The sequence below is a fragment of the Roseofilum capinflatum BLCC-M114 genome (assembly GCF_030068505.1).
GTDB classification, from domain to species: Bacteria; Cyanobacteriota; Cyanobacteriia; order Cyanobacteriales; family Desertifilaceae; genus Roseofilum; species Roseofilum capinflatum.
In genome coordinates this window covers 247084-267031 of the sequence record NZ_JAQOSO010000055.1, presented here as the reverse complement: position 1 = coordinate 267031, position 19948 = coordinate 247084, and the positions used below count along the sequence as shown (strand labels likewise).

Here is a 19948-nt window from a genome sequence, read left to right as displayed (position 1 = left end):
CCTATTCCCTATTCCCTAGCGCGTTCATGTCCGCGAAGCGGAAAGCGCTATATTACCCGCTACCTGCTAAATCAAAAATTAGTGGTCTGTACAACAAACCATTTAAACAATTTGTAGGGGCGAACGGCCGTTCGCCCCTACAGGGTATCTGGATATAATCCTCTAATCCAGAAATTATTGGCAATGACCGTAGCAATTAAGAGCGAGAGCGACGACGACGAACAGACCAGAAACTCGCACCTAAAACACCCAAGCCAAGCAGCATAGAAGGTTCAGGAACATCAGCCGGTTCAATGGATTCCATCATCACGACTAAATCGTTGTAGTCTGAATCGGAGTTACCTAAAACTAGGTCTTCAAAGGCGATAATAAACTCATTATCGGTAAAGACTCCAGGAGCTTTTCCAGAAAGCTCCATGACCGTTTCATTGTCGCCCCGGTAAACCACCGCTTGCTCATCTCCACCATTTTTACTCTTCTGAGTATAGAAGGTTTCCCCTTTCTTGTTGGTTAAGTAGAAACCGAATTCATTACCGAAGTCGGCAAACATATCAAATACAGGAGTTGGATCGCTGGCTCCTGGGCCAAATTGTTGAGTGACTCGACTGACACTACCATCTCCTAGGAAAGTTACATAGGTTGAATCTCCTTCATCATTCACCCCACCAAACAGCTCGATCATGTCACCGGCTTTGTTGTAGATACCAAATTGGTTGTGGTTTTCAAAACCTGCAATTTCAAACATGAAAGAGCCAGTTGAGTTTCCAGTAGCTGTGTTGGTGAACCATTCGTAACCCGTTTGGTCAGCAACAACATCAATGCCAGGGCCGCTAACAGTTTGGGCATCAAAGAGGTCTTGAAGGTCGCAACTGGTTGCTCCTAATGCTACACAATCTGCGTATTCAGGCTTGCCAGGAACATCCCAGGTTTCACCGAATGTAGCAGCTTGGGCGCTTCCACTGGTTAAGCCAGCTATGCCTAGGGTTATTGCAGTTAAAGTAGTAGTAGCAAAGAGACGTTGGGGGGATACATTTAGAGATTTCATTTAGGGTTCTCCTTAAATAAGGGTAATGTAAGTAAGAGCTAGTAGCAAGGATGCGATACTGAAAGGGATCTTACGAGATCGCGATTTCCTTTCCTCGTTGACAATTCCCATCGTAGACAATCCCCCGGAAGATCGCCTAGAGTTTTTCACAGAATTCACGGAACCTTTAAATTAGAAACCACAAATTTAAAGATTCTGTGAAGTTGACCCCCTAGATCCCAAAAATAGCTCCTTATTTTCACAGACATTGAAGAAATGTAACGGTTTGTCGGGAGTCAAATTATAATTTCTCTGGAGAGTTTGCGTAAAATCCTATAATTGAGTCGAGGAATGGGAAGCTAAACCGTAAGAACAGGAGCGATAAGTATGGGGATTGGGACTCTACACAACTATATCGATGGGGAGTGGCGAGTTTCTGGGGCAACGGAATCAATGCCGGTGATGAATCCAGCGACGATGGAAATATTAGGCGAAGTTCCGATTTCTCCAGCCACTGAAGTTGATGAGGCAGCAACAGCAGCTAGTGTAGCCCAACAGGAGTGGCGCAGGGTTCCCCCCCAAGAGAGAATTCAGTATTTGTTTAAGCTGAAGGGTTTGCTAGAGCGAGACTTTGAGAGTCTGGCTCAGACGATTACCCTAGAGTGTGGTAAAACCTTGAAGGAGTCGAAAGGGGAGTTACAGCGAGCCATTGAGAATGTGGAAGTGGCTTGTGGCATTCCCACTCTGATGCAGGGTTATAACCTGGAGGATATTGCCCAAGGAATTGATGAAATCATGATTCGGCAACCGGTGGGAGTGGCAGCAGTGATTGCGCCGTTTAATTTTCCGGCGATGATTCCCTTTTGGTTTATGCCCTATGCTCTCGCTTGTGGCAATACCTATATTGTGAAGCCGTCGGAGAAAGTGCCCCTGACGATGGAGAAGGTGTTTCACCTGCTGGAGGAAACGGGACTGCCGAAGGGGGTGGTGAATTTAGTCCATGGAGCGAAGGAGACGGTGGACGCGATTTTGGATCATTCCCAAATTCGGGCGATTAGTTTTGTCGGTTCGAGTCCGGTGGCTCGCTATATATATAGTAGAGCAGCCGAGCAAGGGAAGCGGGTGCAGTGTCAGGGGGGGGCGAAAAATCCGATTATTGTGTTGCCGGATGCGGATTTGGAGATGACGACGAGAATTGTGGCTGATAGTGCGTTTGGCTGTGCGGGACAGCGTTGTTTGGCGGCTTCGATCGCCCTGACGGTTGGTTCGGTGCGAGATGAGTTTCGGGAGGCGATCGCCACAACTGCCACGGAGCGCAAAGTCGGATTTGGTCTGGATCAGGGCATCCAGATGGGGCCCGTAATTACCCAAAATAGTCAACAGAGAATTCACGGAATCATCGATCGCGGCACTCAGGAAGGCGCTCAACTGCTGGTAGATGGCAGAAATCCGAGCATTCCCGGTTACGAGAAGGGTTACTTTGTGCGGCCGACCATTTTAGATGGGGTAAATGCTGGGAGTGCGATCGCCAGTACGGAGATTTTCGGCCCCGTTCTCGGTTTAATGCATGTGGACAGCTTAGATGAGGCCATTTCCCTGATCAACCAAAGTCCCTGGGGCAACATGGCCTGTTTATTTACCAGTAGTGGCGGTTCCGCCCGTAAATTCCGCTATGAAGTCGAAGCCGGAAATATTGGTATTAACATCGGAGTGGCTGCACCCATGGCCTTTTTCCCCTTCAGTGGTTGGAAAGAAAGCTTTTTTGGCGACTTACACGGTCAAGGTCGTCATGCTGTTGAATTTTTCACGCAAACTAAAGTCGTGATTGAACGCTGGCCCAAAACCTGGTCAAGAGAATTTTAAGTGGGTCAAATTGACAAAAAGTCCCTTCTTCAATATGATTGGTCAATCTTTATGGATCTAAATGTTTGGAGATCAAATTGGTTTTTCAGGGTTCTTTAGCATAGATACCAACGTAAATATATGGCTTCACCGTCTCTCTCAAATTCCGATCGCCCAACAAGCGATCGCCTAAACTCTTCTCGATCAGATAGTGATCCTGACCTGCTTATTTGGCGACCCCACGATTCACGATATCAAACGTCACAATGGTATACTGGGTATGGCGAAATTGAACAAGAACCGAATCGGCGATCGTTTACCGTTACAGCCACCTACACCTTACAAGCAGAAGTCAAAATAGTTGAAGGTGTTTTAGACCCAACTAACCCAATTTTAGCCAATCTTTATCGAGAATGCGGCCGCTGCATTAGCATCATCGATCAAACCATTGATGAACTCTATGGAGATGAACTCCGCCACTATTTCCAAGTTCATCAAATTCCCTTAGAACTCAAAGTCTGTCGCGCTTGGGAATCGGACAAAACGCCTGAAACCGTCCATCAACTGCTCCATTTTTTAGGTAAAGAAGGCTGTGATGTTTCTCGCAATGAACCCGTTTTAGTCATGGGGGGTGGGGTTCTCAGTGATGTGGCTGGATTAGCCTGTGCCTTGCAACATCGGCGCACCCCCTATGTGATGATTGGCACTTCCATTGTCGCTGCCATTGATGCCGGCCCTTCCCCTCGAACTTGTGTGAATGGGGAGCTATTTAAAAATAGTATTGGCGTGTATCATCCTCCGGTTCTCACCTTAGTAGACCGGAGTTTTTTTAGGACTTTACCCATCGGTCATATCCGCAATGGGATGGCGGAAATTATTAAGATGGCCGTGACCGATGACCGGGAGTTATTTGAACTCTTAGAAGAGTATGGGGTAGACCTGATTGAAACCCATTTCGCCACGGTTAATGCTGACGCAAAGTTAGAGAAAATTGCTGATGAAGTGATTTATCATGCCCTCTATGCGTATATGAAGCATGAGGGAACGAATATGTTCGAGACCTACCAAGACCGTCCCCATGCTTACGGCCACACCTGGAGTCCGAGGTTTGAACCGGCGGCAAAATTAATGCATGGCCATGCGGTGACCATTGGTATGGCGTTTGGGGCCACTTTAGCAGCAGAATTAGACTGGATTACTGCTGCCGATCGCGATCGCATCATCGCCCTCTGTCGCACCCTCAGTTTATCCGTCTATCATCCCATCTTAGAAGACACAGAACTGATGTTAGCCGGGCAAAAAAACATGCGTCGCAAGCGCGGCCAAGGCGGACTTTGGGCCCCCCTACCCCAGGGAACTATTGGCTCTTGTGATTATGCACAAGAGGTTTCCCCGGAACAGTTGGAACGTGCCATAACAGAGCATAAAGCCATCTGTAGTCAGTTTCCCGATGGCGGTGCAGGGGAGCAAATGTACTTGAGCGATCTCGGATTAGAGTAAGGAAAAAACGGTAATGAGTAATACCCATCCAGAGATTCAGGAGCCTAGAGCTGTAACCCCCCTGGGAATTTTAGTCGAGCAGCTAGAAGCCATTTCTAAACAGGCAAAGTCGGCCAATATTCCCACCGAGTTAATGGAGCGGATCGATCGCGCTTACGAACTCGCTGCTGGACTCAACCCTTATATCGAAAACCATACCACCCCAGAATCCCCCGCTCTAGCCCACCTGGCCCAAAAAACCAGTCAAGAACCCTGGGAACTGCGATTTTCCGATGGCGAAACTGTGCGTCAGTTAGAGCAAGAAATGCTCTCTGGCCATCTGGAAGGGCAAACCCTAAAGATGTTTGTCTCCATGACTGGTGCAAAGCGTATCCTAGAGATTGGCATGTTTACCGGCTATTCTGCCCTAGCCATGGCCGAAGCTTTACCCGATGATGGACAGGTGATTGCCTGTGAAATTGACCCCTATGTAGCCGAATTTGCCCAAACCTGTTTTCAGCAGTCGGCCGATGGTAAAAAAATCTCCGTCAAAGTTGGCCCAGCTTTGGACATCATGAAAGAGTTGGCTGAGGCGGGAGAATCCTTTGATTTTGTATTTATTGATGCCGATAAGGGCAAATACATTCAGTATCTGCAAACGCTGTTAGATACTTCTCTATTAGCCGAAAAGAGCTGGATCTTTGTGGATAACACCCTGCTGCAAGGGCAACCTTACCTGAAACCGGAACAGCGCAGCGCCAATGGAGAGGCGATCGCCCAATTTAATCATTTCGTCACCCAAGACCCCAGAATAGAGCAGGTGTTGCTTCCCCTGCGCGATGGACTGACTATTATTCGCCGAAAGTAGCGAAAGTCCCCCTTTTTAAGAGAGATTTAGAGTCATTAAAAGTCCCCCTTTTTAAGGGGGATTTAGGGGGATCAAAACATACTGCATAAAGCGAAAAACCGCTATATAATCTGAATCCTATAGAGTCCTAACATCATGTTAATCACCATGCTTAAAAGCAAACTTCATCGAGTCAAAGTCACAGAAGCTCAACTCTACTATGAAGGTTCAATTACCGTTGATGAAGAACTGTTGAAAAAAGCCAATATTCTTGCCTATGAAAAAGTACAAGTTGTCAATGTTAACAATGGTTCTCGTCTAGAAACTTATACTATTCCCGGTGAATGGGGAAGTCGGACAATTTGTCTGAATGGCCCAGCCGCTCGGATGAACTCAGTCGGGGATGAAGTCATTATTATTGCTTATGCTCAAATGACAGAAGAAGAAGCCTTATTACATCATCCTAAAGTCATTTTAGTCGATGACAATAATAATCCCCTAAACTAAGGTTTATAATAATATGGCATTAATCTTATTAATCCGATCGCGCATATCTGCTCTGTTTCAGAACCTTGCAGTTCTGGCATTACTCGCGATTTTATTACCCTTCAATTTATGCAAAGTATTGCCGGGATGGGTATGTTCTGGGTTCCGGCAATACTTTCAACATCAAGACTCTCCTCAACCCACCCAGAATATATTAATCTCAGGCGCAAAGATGACAAAATCTCTGCAACTCGCTCGCTCCTTCCATCAAGCAGGACATCGTGTTTTTCTTTTAGAAACCCATAAGTATTGGCTCTCAGGAAATCGCTTTTCTAATGCCATCAAAGGATTTTATACCGTTCCCAATCCTGAGCAAAACTGGCCAGAGTATCAGCAAGCCGTATTAGAAATTGTCCAAAAAGAAAACATCGATATATTTATTCCCGTATCAAGTCCTACCGGTAGCTATTATGAATCAATGCTCAAACCTATTTTATCCCCCTATTGTGAGGTTTTTCATTTTGATCTAGAGAACACTAAGCTATTAGATAATAAATTTACCTTTATTGAAAAAGCCAAAAGCCTCGGTTTATCTGTCCCCAAATCTTTTTTGATGACTCACCCTAAGCAAATTCTTGATTTTGATTTTGTACAAGATGGAAGTCAATACATCCTCAAAAGCATTCCCTATGACTCCGTGCGCCGTTTGGATATGACCAAGTTACCCCTGAAGTCTCAAGCAGACTTGGAAGCGTTCCTGAAAAAATTGCCCATTAGTGAAGATAAACCTTGGATTATGCAAGAATTCATTCAAGGGAAAGAATATTGCACCCATAGCACCGTCAGAAATGGTAAAATAAGACTGCATTGTTGCTGTGAATCCTCAGAATTTCAAGTCAATTATTACCTTGTAGAAGAAGCTGAAATTTATGATTGGGTGCAAACCTTTGTCAACGGATTAAATCTGACTGGGCAAATCTCCTTTGATTTTATTAAAACCGAAGATGGAGGCGTTTATCCCCTAGAATGCAATCCGAGAACTCACTCAGCTATTACCACCTTTCACGATCATCCCGGAGTGGCAGATGCCTATCTCAAAGACCCCGAAAATGCAACCGAAAACCCCATTTTTCCCCTACCGGATAGTCAACCTACCTACTGGACGTATCATGAACTGTGGCGACTGACCAAAATTCGATCTTTTGAGCAATTGAAGGCTTGGATGAAGCGTATGCTCGAAGGCACAGATGGCATTTTTCAAACCCGCGACCCCTTGCCCTTTTTGATGGTGCATCATTGGCAAGTTCCTATCCTGCTCTTGCAAAATTTACAAAAAATGAAGGGTTGGGTAAGAATCGATTTTAATATTGGCAAATTAGTGGAATTAGATGGAGATTAAATGCAAGTCTTACACCTATCCGGTTCTCGCGTCTCGGAATTTTATCACAATCTCTCACTCATTTATGCCAAAGAAGTAATACAGCCTTTAGGGGTTAACAGTTACTATGCAGTCGTTAACCCAGATGGGTTCTGGCAGTGGGGAACTTCATTAGAAAACCTATCAGAAAAAATATCATTCCAGGAAATGATTGCCCGATTACCTGAGATTGATCTGGTGGTTCCCCATATGTTTTGTTTTCCAGGAATGACGAGTTTTCGGGCATTGTTTGAGGATATTTTGGGTTTACCGGTGGTGGGTTCTCCATGTCATTGTACTGCTTTGGCAGCGAATAAAGCTCATACTAAAAGTGTGGTATCTGCGGCTGGGGTTCCTGTGGCGAAAGGGCAAGTTGTACGTCGAGGTTCTAAGGTTACTCTAGAGCCTCCCTTAATTGTTAAACCCAGCTCAGAAGATAATTCTTTAGGGTTAACGTTGGTGTGGAAAGAAGAGCAAATCTCTGAAGCTTTGCAAGTGGGGTTTGAACATGATGAGGTGCTGTTAGCGGAAGAGTATATCCCTGGGCGGGAGTTGCGGGTAGGGGTGATTGAGCGTAAGGGAGAGTTATGGGTTCCGCCGATGATTGAGTATTTGGTGAGTGAGGAGCATCCTATTAGAACTGTAACCGATAAGTATGAGCTGCGATCGGATGGAACTCCCCATAGACAACCTAGAAATTCGCCGGTTAAACCGGTTTGTCCTGCGGATGTGGCTCCAGAGTTATTTGAGAGGGTGGCTGATGCTGCCAAGCAAGCCCATGTTGCTTTAGGATGTCGTGACTATTCTCTGTATGATTTTCGGGTACATGCTCAAACCGATGAACCCTATTTACTGGAAGCGGGTTTGTTTTGGTCGTTTGGGAAAATTGGTATGATTTCCCGGATGGTGGAGGCGGATGGGCAAAACTTGGAGGAGGTGGTATTAGAGTTATGGCACAGAGTAGCACGGCGGACTCGTGTAGCCGGGAGTTCGTTGTTTAAGGCATATTGAACGTTCAAACTAAGGAGCAGATGTACAGCAGAACAGGCTAGAGAATAGGTAATCGATTAGAGTCAGGTTTGAGTCTATGAAAACAATTGAACATCCCCCAAATCCTCTGTCATCCAATATTAAAGTACGTTTTTTGCGCGATGATGAAAAAAGTATAATGAGCGATGAAAAAGAACTGCCTCTAGTCATAGAGCCAGTCAAGGAAAGATCTTTCCCCGTCCTGTCTAAACTCGTTAGGGAAAATAGTGATTGGTTTAATCAACAGCGAGATACCTACGGAGCGATTTTGTTCCGGGGCTTTGAAGTAGAATCTGGAGTACAATTTCAAAGTATTCTAGAGCTACTTAAGGTTGAACTGGAAAAATATTATCACTTTGGTAGCGCTCAAAGATTGCGAATAACGGATAAGGTGTTTACGTCTTCTGAAGCACCTCCCAATTTGATTGTTATGCCTCATAATGAATTAAATATGGTATCGATAAGACCGAGTGTTTTAGCTTTTTTCTGTCAAACAAAACCCGATCTATATGGAGAGACTCCTATTCTAAACACAGAAAAAGTTTTTAATGATTTATTTCCTTCGTTTCAATACAAAATAGCGAACTTGGCTCAGAAATATGTGCGATTTGTTCCCAAGAGTTTATTAGGTATGGTGTTTGAGAAACAATCGCGAGAGGAGATCACAAAATTACTCCAAAATGGGGGATTTTGTTTTGACTGGAAAGACGACGGTTCTCTTTATTTTGAATGCTCTTATATCCCAGTTTTTTCTCACCCAAGAACAGGAAGACTATGCTTTGGTATCAGTATTTGTGATTGCTTAGTAAGCAGGGAATGGTATCGAAGTATTCTGCCAAGGTATAGATTAATGAAAAGGATTTATTACAATTTTATGCCTTCTAAGTTATATCAAATGTTAGAGCAAATACGAACAGAAAAAGCAACTGTTGTTGATGATTCTACATCCCAATACAGTAAGCTAAATACATTCTTTGTTGGTGAAGAAGGCAACTGCCTTAAACTGACAGAAGCAGAGGCAAAAGAGTTAGGGAAAGCGGAATGGAGAAATGCCGCCGTATTTCCGTGGGAAAAGGGAGATCTTTTAGTGATAGATAACTTACAAGTGGCTCACAGTCGCCTCAATACTCGACTGCCCCGAAAAATTCTGACTGCTTTCGGGAATATGTGCGATATTCGCAGCATGAACCCTGCTTATTGTCAAGTCACAAATATGGAGTTGAGCTAATGGGATAGCACTATATTGTGGCTAGTTTATGAGAGGGTGAGTTGTTTTCATCATGATTACTGGATTCCCCACGGCGATCGCCCAAGATGATGGGTACACACTGGCTAACCTTGACCCTTCTCAGACCCAGCCCAATCCTCAATGCTAGGAACTTCTGGCCATCGAAACAACGGATTTTCCCTCGACTGCGAGTCCCTCTTGTCAACGATCGCTTAACCCAAACTGACGTTATAGTAAGTAACAATTCCCGTGCAAATGCCAAAGGATATTTCTGTGAGGAGGGCTGACAGATGAAATTACGTGAGTTGCTGACTAAGGTGAGTGAATTAGGGCAAGTCTCTACACACCCGGCTTTAGACCTGGACGTAAAAGGATTAAGCACGAATTCCCACTCTTGTCAAGCTGGAGATCTGTTTATCGGAATGCCTGGAACCCGTGTGGATGGGGGAGAGTTTTGGCCGAGTGCTGTGGCTGCGGGGGCGATCGCGGCGATCGTCTCGGAATCTGCACTCAGTAAGCATCCTCCCGGAGAGGCTTGTGTGATTTCCGGTGCAGATATGGCCAAGGTGTGCCCAGAAGTGGCCGCCGCGTTCTATAACTATCCTGCCCAGAATTTAAAGCTAGTGGGGGTAACGGGAACCAATGGCAAAACCACCACCACCCATCTAATTGAAGCCTTTTTAACCCACGGACAAAAGCCCACGGCCCTTCTGGGAACCCTCTACGCCAAATGGCCGGGATATCATCAAACGGCGGTGAATACTACCCCCTTTGCCGTCACTTTACAACAACAGCTCTCCCAAGCTGTCGCAGCCGGATGTGAATATGGAGTCATGGAAGTCAGTTCCCATTCTTTAGAGCAAAAACGGGTTTGGGGCTGTCCCTTTCAAGTATCTGTGTTTACGAACTTGACCCAAGACCATTTGGACTATCATCCCAGCATGGAAGATTATTTTGAAGCCAAGGCCCTGCTGTTTAGTCCAGATTACTTAAAAGGAAAAGCAATTATTAATGGTGACGATCCCTACGGACAACGGTTGATTGAGCGCTTACCCCAGGAACAGGTTTGGAGCTATAGCCTTCATGATTCTTCCGCGTCCCTGTGGACGAGTGATTTAGAATATCAGCCCAAAGGGGTGAAAGGAATCTTACATACGCCTCAAGGTGAGATTGCCTTTGAGTCGCCCTTAGTGGGTCAATTTAATGTGTCGAATCTGTTGGCAGCCATTGGCGCTGGCTTGCATCTGGGCATTTCTTTAGAAACTATGGTATCGAGTTTACCTGACTTCTTGGGCGTGCCGGGACGGATGGAGCGCGTGAGCGTGACCCCGGATCAAGAGATTACGGTGATTGTAGACTATGCCCATACCCCCGATAGCTTAGAGAATTTACTTAAGGCCTCCCGTCCCTTTATTCCAGGGCGGATGATTTGCGTGTTTGGTTGTGGAGGCGATCGCGATCGCACAAAGCGCCCGATCATGGGTAAAATTGCCGCCGAATTAGCCGATGTGCCGGTGGTGACTTCCGATAATCCGCGCACGGAAAACCCGGAGCAAATTTTGCAAGATATTATCGCCGGAATTCCCGAATCGGCCGAACCCATTGTCATTGGCGATCGGGCCCAAGCCATTCGTCAGGCGATCCTCGAAGCTAAACCGGGTGATGGGGTTTTAATTGCCGGTAAAGGTCACGAAGATTATCAAATTTTAGGCACAGAAAAGATTCACTTTGATGACCGAGAGCAGGCTAGATTAGCTTTAGGCGAGCGAACCATTCAAAACTCATAATCCCATCGATCGCGCCCTTGGGACGGAAAAAAAACCCTAAAGATCCATGATTTCAAAACTTACGCCATAGGCTGAACTCAGATCGCAGGTTTGATGGTCGGTAATATTGGTATCGCTTAATTCTAGGTTATAAAAATCGACGATATCATGGTCAATATAAGGGCCAGCGTGCCAGGTTCCCAGATGGAGTTTGACGAAGCAGTTACCCGGAATATGAAAGGCGCGGATCTGCTCTAGGTCGGGTTGGGGGGTTTTACTCGGTGGAGCAACCCCTAAAAACCAATCTTTACCTTCAAGCGCTCCCAGGCATTGGGTACACTGTTGATGACGGGTGATGGTGGCAAAGTTGCGCCCGTTGTGGTGCAAGCGCATGATGTAAAATCGGGGGGTTCCGCGATCGAGGATCAGTTGAGCATCTCGATCATCATAGGGCTTGCCATCGTCAGTAGCCCAGATGACTTGACCGTAGGGTGCAAAGGTTTCTGGGGCGATCCAGGGTGCGGAAAGGGTTTGTTTTTTCTGGGTTTGGGTCATCAGAAAAGGAGAGTTGGCTAGATTTCAGATAGAGATATTCCTAGTTTAAACCTCTGGTGAAGGCGATCGCGAACGATGGGTCGCATGATCGCCGGGCAATTTTCTGCCCCAGTCTCTAAAATCGTGACACAATACGGTATACAACTGTCGATTGTCCATTCTTCCCTGGTCTCTATGGCTGATTCAACTCGTCGTAAGTCTAAACCCATTGTCCTCACGTCCCATCCTCGCAGCAGTGGGACAAAACCGATCGCCGTTGATTGGGGAAATGCCGATCCCATTGCTAGAGGGCCGGTGATTGCCACATTAACCAATCCAGCTCACCGCAATGTGATTGGAACTCACTCCGGATCATACGCCATTTATCGCGCCCTAGCTGTCGCTCGTCAAGCCCTGAACCCGGAACATCGAGCAGATTTAACCAATACTGCACCGGTGGCTGACATTGGCCCCCATCCCAGTTGGAGCGATCCGGATAAGATTGTCTCCCTAGACCCCTTTGGCGCTCGTGTAGGTGAAATTTATACCCAATTTTATGAACAGGGGATTGATATTCGACCGACGATCGCCATTACTCAAGCTCATATTAATATGCCGGAACTTCAGGAAGCGGTGAGTAAGGGACGGTTGCAAGCGGATGGCAAGATTCTCAAGGAGGGTGGGGATTTAGTGGTGGTTAAAGCGGCGATCGAGCCGGTGTGGTATTTACCGGGAATCGCTAAACGCATTGGAGTCGAGGAAATGGATCTGCGTCAAGCTTTATTTGAGCAGACAGGGGGCATGTTTCCAGAGTTGGTGACTCGCCCGGATTTGGTATTATATTTACCTCCAATTGGCGGAATGACGGTGTATTTAATTGGAAATTTAAGGGCAATTTCCGATCGCGATCGCCCCATCGCCGTCCGTGTCCATGATGAGTGTAACGGTTCTGATGTCTTTGGCTCCGATATTTGCACCTGTCGCCCCTATCTTGCCCATGGTATCGAGGTCTGTATTCGCACCGCCCAAGAAGGGGGTCTAGGGGTGATTGTTTACTTCCGGAAAGAGGGACGCGCCCTCGGTGAAGTTACGAAGTTTTTGGTATATAATGCTCGCAAACGTCAAGAAGGAGGCGATCGCGCCAAAGCCTATTTTGAGCGCACCGAATGTGTCGCCGGAGTCCAAGATATGCGCTTTCAGGAATTTATGCCCGATGTCCTACACTGGTTAGGCATAACCCGCATTGACCGATTAGTGTCCATGAGCAACATGAAATATGATGCCATTACCAACTCCGGCATTGAAGTCATCGAGCGGGTTCCAATTCCCCCTGAGTTAGTCCCGAAGGATGCCCAAGTGGAAATAACAGCCAAACGAGCAGCCGGATATTATGCACCGGAAGAAGTTCCGGATGTAGAGATGCTAGAGCAAACCCTAGGTCGCGGTTTAGAGGGATAATTTTGGAGATAGGAAGATGGGGCGATAGACAATTAATTACCTATTATCTATCGCTAGTCTAAATGAGTTGTGCAACGGGAAATGCCCTCTCCCTATATCCCTCTCCCAAGGGAGAGGGACTGTTTTCCCTCTTCTCCCGCGGGAGAAGCGCCGCCCTGCTTGCCCTGAGCGAAGTCGAAGGGAGCGAAGCCGAAGGGGGGTAGGGGGATGAGGGGCAGCCATTACATAACTCATTTAGGTTTGCGATATTCCCTATTCCCTATTCCCTAATTCCCTACTCTTCGATTTTCACCGAAATAATCTTATCTCCCTTACGAATAGCATTCACCACATCCATATCTTGAGTTTGACCAAATGTGGTATGTACACCATCTAAATGGGGTTGGGGAGCGTGGCAAATAAAAAACTGACTGCCTCCCGTATCCCGACCCGCGTGAGCCATGGATAGGGTTCCAGCCACATGCTTATTATCATTAATTTCGCACTTAATTTTGTAGCCGGGGCCGCCGGTTCCCGTTCCTAGGGGACAGCCGCCTTGAATCATAAAGTTATCAATGACCCGATGGAAAGTCAGTCCATCATAAAATCCTTTCTGGGATAATTCGACAAAGTTTTTAACCGTGTTAGGAGCATCTTGATCGAACAATTCTAGGTTAATTGTCCCTTTTTCGGTTTCCATAATGGCGCGGGTCATAGCTTCTCCTTGAGGGGAATTTATACAACCTTTCTACCCTATCACAAATTGGGTCGTTCTAGAATAGATCTGGGCAGGAGAATGGGGAAATGCTAGACAAGGCAGGCGATCGCACTTGAGTCTACCCATTTTTAATTTTTTCGGCTGTCGCCGACATGAAAATTTTTAATTTTTAATTGATATTAGGAAGCGAAGACGGGGAGCAGAAAAGCCAAAATAATGCCCCCCATGACCATAATTTCTACTCCTTGGAAAAGCCGACTAGAGGATATTTTTCTCAGACCTCGTAACCAAGATTTAGGGGTATCTCGATCGCGCCGGGAGAATTGCAACATCGATCGCAGTAAGGGCACTCCCCCGACTTTAGCTGCCAGGAGCAAATGTAGAGCTAAACTCAGGAAGACAATCAACCATGAAACTAAATGGGCTAAATACCAAGGGCGGTTAATTTCTCCAGCCGGAAGCCATTCTTCTTCCATCATTCTACCGGTAATCACGGCGAAAGTGGCGGCCAGTAACATGAAGGTATTGGCTAAACGGTGCATAAAGATCCACCAAACCGGTTTACCCACCTGTTTTAAGGGGTTGAAAGCTTGCTCCTGGATCAGGCGATGATAGCCAATGTGGAAGCTATAGAGGGCAAAGATAGGGAGGAGAAGCAGGAAGGTAACGGCGATCGTGCCGTGAATATCTTGGGTATCCGATAGGTTGGGTAAAGGTAGGCTACCCCAACGCCCATCATAGGTGTTATAAACCCAAAACCCAGAAATCAGAGCCAAAATGACGAGAAGGGCACTGCCACCATGTAAGATTCGCAGGAGAACAGGTTGGTAGGGAATAGACCTGGGCATAAGCAAAAAGGATTCACTCTATTTCGCTTCAACTATAGCAAAATTGATTACGGTTGACTCCGTGCTAAGGATCGGGTTGGCTCAAGGCCTTGACTTTATACTCGACTATAGGGTTTAGAGTAGAGCTATTGAGCTGGTAACGAAGTGAGATCTATGTTTCAAGTCGGCGAAGTATCGCGCACTTTAGGCATTAATCCACAAACCCTTTACTTTTATGAGCGGATCGGATTAATTCCTCCTCCGGAGCGCACCGCAGCAGGCTATCGCTTGTTTAGTCAGAGCGATATAGAACGTCTGGCTTTTATTGTGCAAGTGAAAGCTTTGGGACTTAGTTTAGATGAGATTAAGGATATTCTCTCGCTTAAGGATGGGCGATCGCTCACTTGTCAAGCCGTACATGAGCGCCTCTGTAAGAAACTTAACGAGATTGAACAGCAGATTCAACAGTTACAAGCTCTGCATAATCAGTTAACCCCATTGGTGAAGTATTGTGCCCAAAATCTAGACATCACTGATCGAGAGTGTATTGTTTTAGATACGGCATATAAGACTAAACCGATAGATCGATTCACTCAGGAGTCAAATGATGAGTAAGATTCAAGTGGAAGTTTTAGGAACCGGCTGTAAAAAATGTCAGCAGTTAGAAGCGAATGCGAAGCAGGCGATCGCCGATCTCAGTCTGGATGCAGAAATTTTACACATTAAAGACGCGATCGAAATTGCCAAGCGGGGAGTCCTCTCCACTCCAGCTCTAATGGTAAACGGGAAACTCGTCGCCAAAGGTAAAGTCATGAGTGCAGAAGAAATTAAACCGTTCTTGCAAAATTAGAGGGAAATCTTACCCATGTTCGATCCCTTTTATCCCTTCGATTGGCTCGCTGTTCAAATCGTTACTCATCTATTGGGAATTCCCCTCGACTCCCACCTCGGCGAGAGCTTGCGGTTTTTCCTCTATGATGTGCCCAAAATTCTCACTTTACTGATCGTCATTAGTTTTCTCGTCGGTACAGTTCAGAGCTTTTTACAACCGGAGCATGTACGCCATTGGTTAGCCGGAAAACGCCGATTCAGTGGTAATGTTTTGGCCGCCCTAGTGGGAATTGTTACCCCCTTTTGTTCCTGTTCGGCAGTTCCCTTGTTTATCGGCTTTTTGACGGCAGGAATTCCCCTAGGAGTCACCTTTTCCTATCTCATTTCTGCCCCCATGGTGAATGAAGTGGCAGTGGTGTTGCTCTGGGGATTGTTTGGCTTTAAGGTCACCCTGATCTATATTGGCTTTGGGGTTATTTTGGCGATCGCGGCTGGATATATTATCGGCCAACTAAAATTAGAGCAATGGGTAGAATCCTTTGTTTGGCAACTGCCCGCAGCCGATCAATCTGTCCCCCTAGAAGATGGTTCAATCTCCCATCTGACTTGGAAGGAACGATTTAATCAAGGATGGTCTCAGTCCAGTCAAATTATCCAATCCGTCTGGATTTATGTAGTCATTGGTATTGCCATTGGTGCAGGCATTCATGGCTATGCCCCCACCTCCTTTATTAGCGAATTCGCCGGTGCAAATAATCCTTTAGCTGTACCAATTGCCGTTATTCTCGGTGTGCCCCTGTATGCCAATATTGCCGGAGTGATGCCCATTAGTGAAGCCTTGGTGACCAAAGGAATTCCTTTAGGCACAGTATTAGCCTTTACCATGGCAGTCACCGCTCTATCGTTGCCCGAAATCGTAATTTTGCGGAAGGTACTTCGCCCTCAATTATTAGCCGTTTTTGTCACCTTGATGACCGTGGGAATTATTAGCGTAGGTTACTTGTTTAATCAGGTGTTAACTGTTTAGATTGATGGCTATATAGCGCTTTGCGCTGTTAAGTAATGAGTAATGAGCAAGAAAGTCCCTCTGAGTGTTGTGTAAGGGCAGATTGAGGGCGATTCAAATGTACCACAATCCTATTCCCTATTCCCTATTCCCTATTCCCTATTCCCTAGCGCGTTCATGTCCGCGAAGCGGAAAGCGCTATATTTAGCAAAGCATCAATATCTTCCACCAGAAAAATCGGCACGCCTAACTTTTCTTCCACCTCTTCCACGGTTCGATCGTCTAAAAAACAGGTTTCTCCATGCTTTAACATCACCGTGGGCAATAAAATACCATCGCCTAAGTCTTTCCCCGATAATTTATGCAGCAAATCTTCCCCCGTTAATAAACCGGTAACCGTCATTTCTTGCCCCCAATAGTCGCTGTTCAGCGCTTGTAACTGAATCGTTAAGCCTGATATTTTATTTAATTGTTCTACCAGGGGAGTAAACGCTTTCTCGACTGTGTTACCCACCACCCAAGATAAAGTTTTAGGGGGAGAAACTTCAGAAATCATTCTTTCTTGGATTTTCTCTTCAAATTCTCGAATAAATAACCGAATTGACCCTACTCCATTACCAATCTGGGGATAATCTTGATAATGGGATTCAGGTGGTAAATCCAATCCGGCGATTAAAAACCATTCATCAGCTAACCAAACAACCGTAGCCTCTTTTTCCTGTTGAAATTTATCCTGTAATTGTTGCACCTGCTTAATCACTTCTTGGGCCTTTTCCACGGTTACCGGAATCAGTTCGTCTTCTGTGGGGCGAAACCGAGTTAAGCCTACGGGAACCACGGCAATTGAAGCTACTGTAGGAACTTCTCCTTGATGAAATTGGGCTAAATCTAAAAGGGTTTGTTCTAGGTGTTCTCCATCATTAATTCCGGGACAAACGACCACTTGGGCATGAATTTGTAAGCGCCGTTCTTGGAACCATTCGAGTTGTTTTAAGATTTCACCGGCGCGGGGATTTTTTAAGAGTCTGCTTCTAATTTCGGGTTCAGTGGCATGAACGGAAACATAGAGGGGAGAGAGGCGCATGGCTTCGATGCGGCTCCATTCCCGATCTGATAAGTTGGTTAAGGTTAAATAACTGCCGTAGAGAAAACTGAGGCGATAGTCATCATCTTTAAGGTAGAGGCTTTTTCGCTTTCCGGGGGGCTGTTGATCGATGAAGCAGAAGGGACAGCGATTATTGCATTGAATTAAGCCGTCAAAGAGGGCGTTTTCAAATTCTAAACCCAGGTCTTGATCGTAGTCTTTTTCAATTTCAATGTGATGGGTTTTGCCTTTGAGATCGAGAACTTCTAGATCGAGGATTTCATCGGTACATAAAAATTGATAATCAATTAAGTCTCGCGGATTTGTACCGTTAATGGAGACGATCGCATCACCGGGTTCAAAGCCGATCTCGGCGGCGATGGAGTCGGGGAGAACTTGGGAGATTTTGGCGGGACGGATGGTACTCATGGTTTAGCTGTTCGGGATCAGTTGGGTGCTGATGGCGATTAGGATAACGATGCCAAAAATAAGACGATACCAGATGAAGAGCCAGGTGCTACGGGTTTGGAGGAAACGAATCAGCCAGGCAATGGCGATATAGGAGAAGAAGGCGGAGGAGATTAAGCCGACAATCAGGGGAAATATGCCCACTCCTGCAAGTCCTTCGTCGAGTAGTCCGACGAGTTCGACTAATCCGGCGAGGGTGATGGCGGGAATGCCGAGGAGGAAGGAAAAGCGGGCGGCGGTGGCGCGTTCTAATCCCATGAATAATCCGGCGGTAATGGTTGAACCGGAGCGGGAAACGCCGGGGATAATGGCGAGAGCTTGGGCACATCCCATGAGGATGCCGTCTTGCATTCCGAGGCGATCGAAGTCCCGTTTGCGGCTGCCCCATTGTTCGGCTAATCCGAGTAGGATGGCCATGACGATGGAGGCGATCGCAATAGAGGAGAGTCTGCGTATCGGAGATTCGTCGAAGTTGGGTACAAATAGTTTAACCCCTAAGCCGATAATAACAATGGGTAGGGTTCCGATCGCTATTCCCAATACCATGCGAACAGGATTAGCCTGATAGTCTTTTTTCTGGATGGCTTCAATTGCTCCTAGAGTGAGTTGCTTGAGATCGTCCCAGAAGTACCAGAGAACCGCGCCAATACTGCCCAGTTGAATGATGGCAGAGAAGGCAACCCCCGGATCGCCCCATCCGAGCGCCACGGGAACGACTTTCAGGTGAGCGGTGCTGCTGATGGGGATAAATTCCGTCATGCCTTGTACCAGCCCTAAAATGAAGGCTTGAAAGATGTTGAGTTGCCCGGAAACAGTGTTTGTTGTGGGTGCTTGGGCTTGGGCGAGGGTGGGTAAAAGTAGGGCGGATAGGAACATCAGCCCTAGCAGGAGGGGGCGATCGCCACTTTTTTTGAGCATCACGAATCCTTGATGAAGAACTGTCCCATTATTGCCAAAAACAGGGGATTGTCGCTTGTGGCTTTCATTTCTCTGGCGATCGGTTATCATGGACGTATCCCCCCTGGGGGGATATTCAGATTCAATACACAGAATTAGAAAATCTGATATCTTAAACAATGTAAAGTTAAGTAACGAAGCTTAATTGTGGTTCAACAAACCTTCCCCCCCTACTCTTCCTCAACATCCAAGTCAGCCCCAAATCCTGTAAAAGAGTGGTTGAAAGGCCTGGCACTCCCTCAACAGTGGCAAATCTGGCTGGCATCTGGGGGGTTGGTGATTGTTCCTGTATTCTTCCAAGCTCCATTAGTGCGACTCTTCCCAGAATTAAGTTTTGTAATGACCCTATTCTGGATTGGCTTAAGTCTGCTGTTGATGAGACAGCCTTGGGGCAAGCTTTGGGGCGATCTGTGCTTAGGATTTAGTTGGAGTTGGTTAGCCGGTTCGATCTATTGGGGGTGGTTACGGTGGGAACCGGTCTATCATTTACCCATTGAGGCGATCGCCCTCCCCTTCGTTTTACTCGACCTCATTTTACGCTGTAGACGCTCTGGGAATTCTTGGGGATTAATCGGTCATTTCTTCTATCTGGGTTCTCTTGTGGGGACAGCGATCACGGATATTTACTTTTATTTAGTGAACTTAATCCCCCATTGGCGACACCTGATGCAAGTCGAACCCGAATTTGTCCGTCCCGTCTTTCAAGAGGCGATCGCCCAAATCTATACCCCCTGGGGGGGATTTTGGGCCGGAGTGCTAGTCATGCTCCTGCTGCTGCTCGGTTTAATTCCCCTGCGATCCACATCAATACCATGGTGGGCCTTTAGCGGTGCAGTCCTAAGTACCCTAGTTGTAGATGGACTCTTCTGGGTGGCTGCTGTGTGCGCCTAAGATCAATTCAAATGATACAGAGCTAACAAAGCGCTCTAATAGTGATAGAACTCACAATTAATTTCCCCCGTCATCAC

General features: G+C 46.4%; 19 protein-coding genes. 13 read left to right on the top strand and 6 right to left on the bottom strand.

The annotated features are described in order from the left end of the window. Positions 1-196 precede the first annotated feature (196 nt). Entirely contained in the window at positions 197-1045 is an 849-nt protein-coding gene (locus PMG25_RS10790; RefSeq protein WP_283766907.1) for a DUF4114 domain-containing protein, read from the bottom strand. Positions 1046-1411: 366 nt separating this feature from the next. Here PMG25_RS10790 and PMG25_RS10785 point away from each other — a divergent pair, with 366 nt between their 5' ends. The 8 genes from PMG25_RS10785 to PMG25_RS10750 all read left to right on the top strand — a co-directional run bounded on the left by PMG25_RS10785 (position 1412) and on the right by PMG25_RS10750 (position 11139). Then, positions 1412-2887 (top strand): CoA-acylating methylmalonate-semialdehyde dehydrogenase, encoded by a 1476-nt coding sequence (locus tag PMG25_RS10785; protein ID WP_283766906.1) that lies wholly within the window; start codon positions 1412-1414, stop codon positions 2885-2887. 120 nt (positions 2888-3007) lie between these two features. Continuing rightward, positions 3008-4366 (top strand): sedoheptulose 7-phosphate cyclase, encoded by a 1359-nt coding sequence (locus PMG25_RS10780; RefSeq protein WP_283766905.1) that lies wholly within the window; start codon positions 3008-3010, stop codon positions 4364-4366. Positions 4367-4379: 13 nt separating this feature from the next. Continuing rightward, positions 4380-5213, top strand: a complete 834-nt coding sequence (locus PMG25_RS10775) for an O-methyltransferase (RefSeq protein WP_283766904.1) — start codon at positions 4380-4382, stop codon at positions 5211-5213. Positions 5214-5348: 135 nt separating this feature from the next. Further along, on the top strand, positions 5349-5699 hold the full coding sequence (gene panD / locus PMG25_RS10770) for an aspartate 1-decarboxylase (RefSeq protein WP_347178795.1): 351 nt from the start codon (positions 5349-5351) through the stop codon (positions 5697-5699). A gap of 13 nt (positions 5700-5712) precedes the next feature. Further along, positions 5713-7077 carry an ATP-grasp domain-containing protein gene (locus tag PMG25_RS10765; protein ID WP_283766902.1) on the top strand — a complete coding sequence of 455 codons (1365 nt, stop codon included), beginning with the start codon at positions 5713-5715 and terminating at the stop codon, positions 7075-7077. Then, on the top strand, positions 7078-8106 hold the full coding sequence (locus PMG25_RS10760; RefSeq protein ID WP_283766901.1) for a D-alanine--D-alanine ligase family protein: 1029 nt from the start codon (positions 7078-7080) through the stop codon (positions 8104-8106). Positions 8107-8182: 76 nt separating this feature from the next. Next, the gene (locus PMG25_RS10755) at positions 8183-9352 is read left to right on the top strand and encodes a TauD/TfdA family dioxygenase (protein WP_283766900.1); all 1170 of its coding nucleotides are present in this window, start codon (positions 8183-8185) and stop codon (positions 9350-9352) included. A 290-nt stretch (positions 9353-9642) separates the two neighbouring features. Continuing rightward, on the top strand, positions 9643-11139 hold the full coding sequence (locus PMG25_RS10750) for a UDP-N-acetylmuramoyl-L-alanyl-D-glutamate--2,6-diaminopimelate ligase (RefSeq protein WP_283766899.1): 1497 nt from the start codon (positions 9643-9645) through the stop codon (positions 11137-11139). A 36-nt stretch (positions 11140-11175) separates the two neighbouring features. On the opposite strand, the gene PMG25_RS10745 is transcribed toward PMG25_RS10750, so the two are convergent. Then, positions 11176-11673: an ureidoglycolate lyase gene (locus PMG25_RS10745; RefSeq protein WP_283766898.1), complete on the bottom strand. Its 498-nt coding sequence runs from the start codon at positions 11671-11673 to the stop codon at positions 11176-11178. A 174-nt stretch (positions 11674-11847) separates the two neighbouring features. On the opposite strand from PMG25_RS10745, the gene PMG25_RS10740 reads away from it, so the two are divergent. Continuing rightward, positions 11848-13110: a GTP cyclohydrolase II gene (locus PMG25_RS10740; protein ID WP_283766897.1), complete on the top strand. Its 1263-nt coding sequence runs from the start codon at positions 11848-11850 to the stop codon at positions 13108-13110. A gap of 274 nt (positions 13111-13384) precedes the next feature. Here PMG25_RS10740 and PMG25_RS10735 read toward each other — a convergent pair whose 3' ends face one another. Next, positions 13385-13804 (bottom strand): peptidylprolyl isomerase, encoded by a 420-nt coding sequence (locus PMG25_RS10735; RefSeq protein ID WP_347178794.1) that lies wholly within the window; start codon positions 13802-13804, stop codon positions 13385-13387. Positions 13805-13986: 182 nt separating this feature from the next. Next, positions 13987-14655, bottom strand: a complete 669-nt coding sequence (locus PMG25_RS10730; protein WP_283766896.1) for a cytochrome b/b6 domain-containing protein — start codon at positions 14653-14655, stop codon at positions 13987-13989. Positions 14656-14808: 153 nt separating this feature from the next. Here PMG25_RS10730 and PMG25_RS10725 point away from each other — a divergent pair, with 153 nt between their 5' ends. The 3 genes from PMG25_RS10725 to PMG25_RS10715 are packed head-to-tail and all read left to right on the top strand — an operon-like array spanning position 14809 to position 16492. Further along, the gene (locus PMG25_RS10725; RefSeq protein WP_283766895.1) at positions 14809-15249 is read left to right on the top strand and encodes a MerR family DNA-binding protein; all 441 of its coding nucleotides are present in this window, start codon (positions 14809-14811) and stop codon (positions 15247-15249) included. Next, positions 15242-15484 (top strand): thioredoxin family protein, encoded by a 243-nt coding sequence (locus tag PMG25_RS10720; protein WP_283766894.1) that lies wholly within the window; start codon positions 15242-15244, stop codon positions 15482-15484. The genes PMG25_RS10725 and PMG25_RS10720 overlap by 8 nt, the downstream gene beginning before the upstream one ends. Positions 15485-15499: 15 nt before the next feature. Next, positions 15500-16492, top strand: a complete 993-nt coding sequence (locus tag PMG25_RS10715) for a permease (protein ID WP_283766893.1) — start codon at positions 15500-15502, stop codon at positions 16490-16492. 154 nt (positions 16493-16646) lie between these two features. Here PMG25_RS10715 and PMG25_RS10710 read toward each other — a convergent pair whose 3' ends face one another. Next, a complete protein-coding gene (locus PMG25_RS10710; protein WP_283766892.1) occupies positions 16647-17984 on the bottom strand; it encodes a TIGR03279 family radical SAM protein in 1338 nt (445 codons plus the stop codon). 3 nt (positions 17985-17987) lie between these two features. Next, entirely contained in the window at positions 17988-18899 is a 912-nt protein-coding gene (locus tag PMG25_RS10705; RefSeq protein WP_430540959.1) for an undecaprenyl-diphosphate phosphatase, read from the bottom strand. A 228-nt stretch (positions 18900-19127) separates the two neighbouring features. Between PMG25_RS10705 and PMG25_RS10700 the strand changes: the two genes are divergently transcribed. Then, on the top strand, positions 19128-19871 hold the full coding sequence (locus tag PMG25_RS10700) for a DUF3120 domain-containing protein (RefSeq protein ID WP_283766890.1): 744 nt from the start codon (positions 19128-19130) through the stop codon (positions 19869-19871). Positions 19872-19948: the final 77 nt, after the last annotated feature.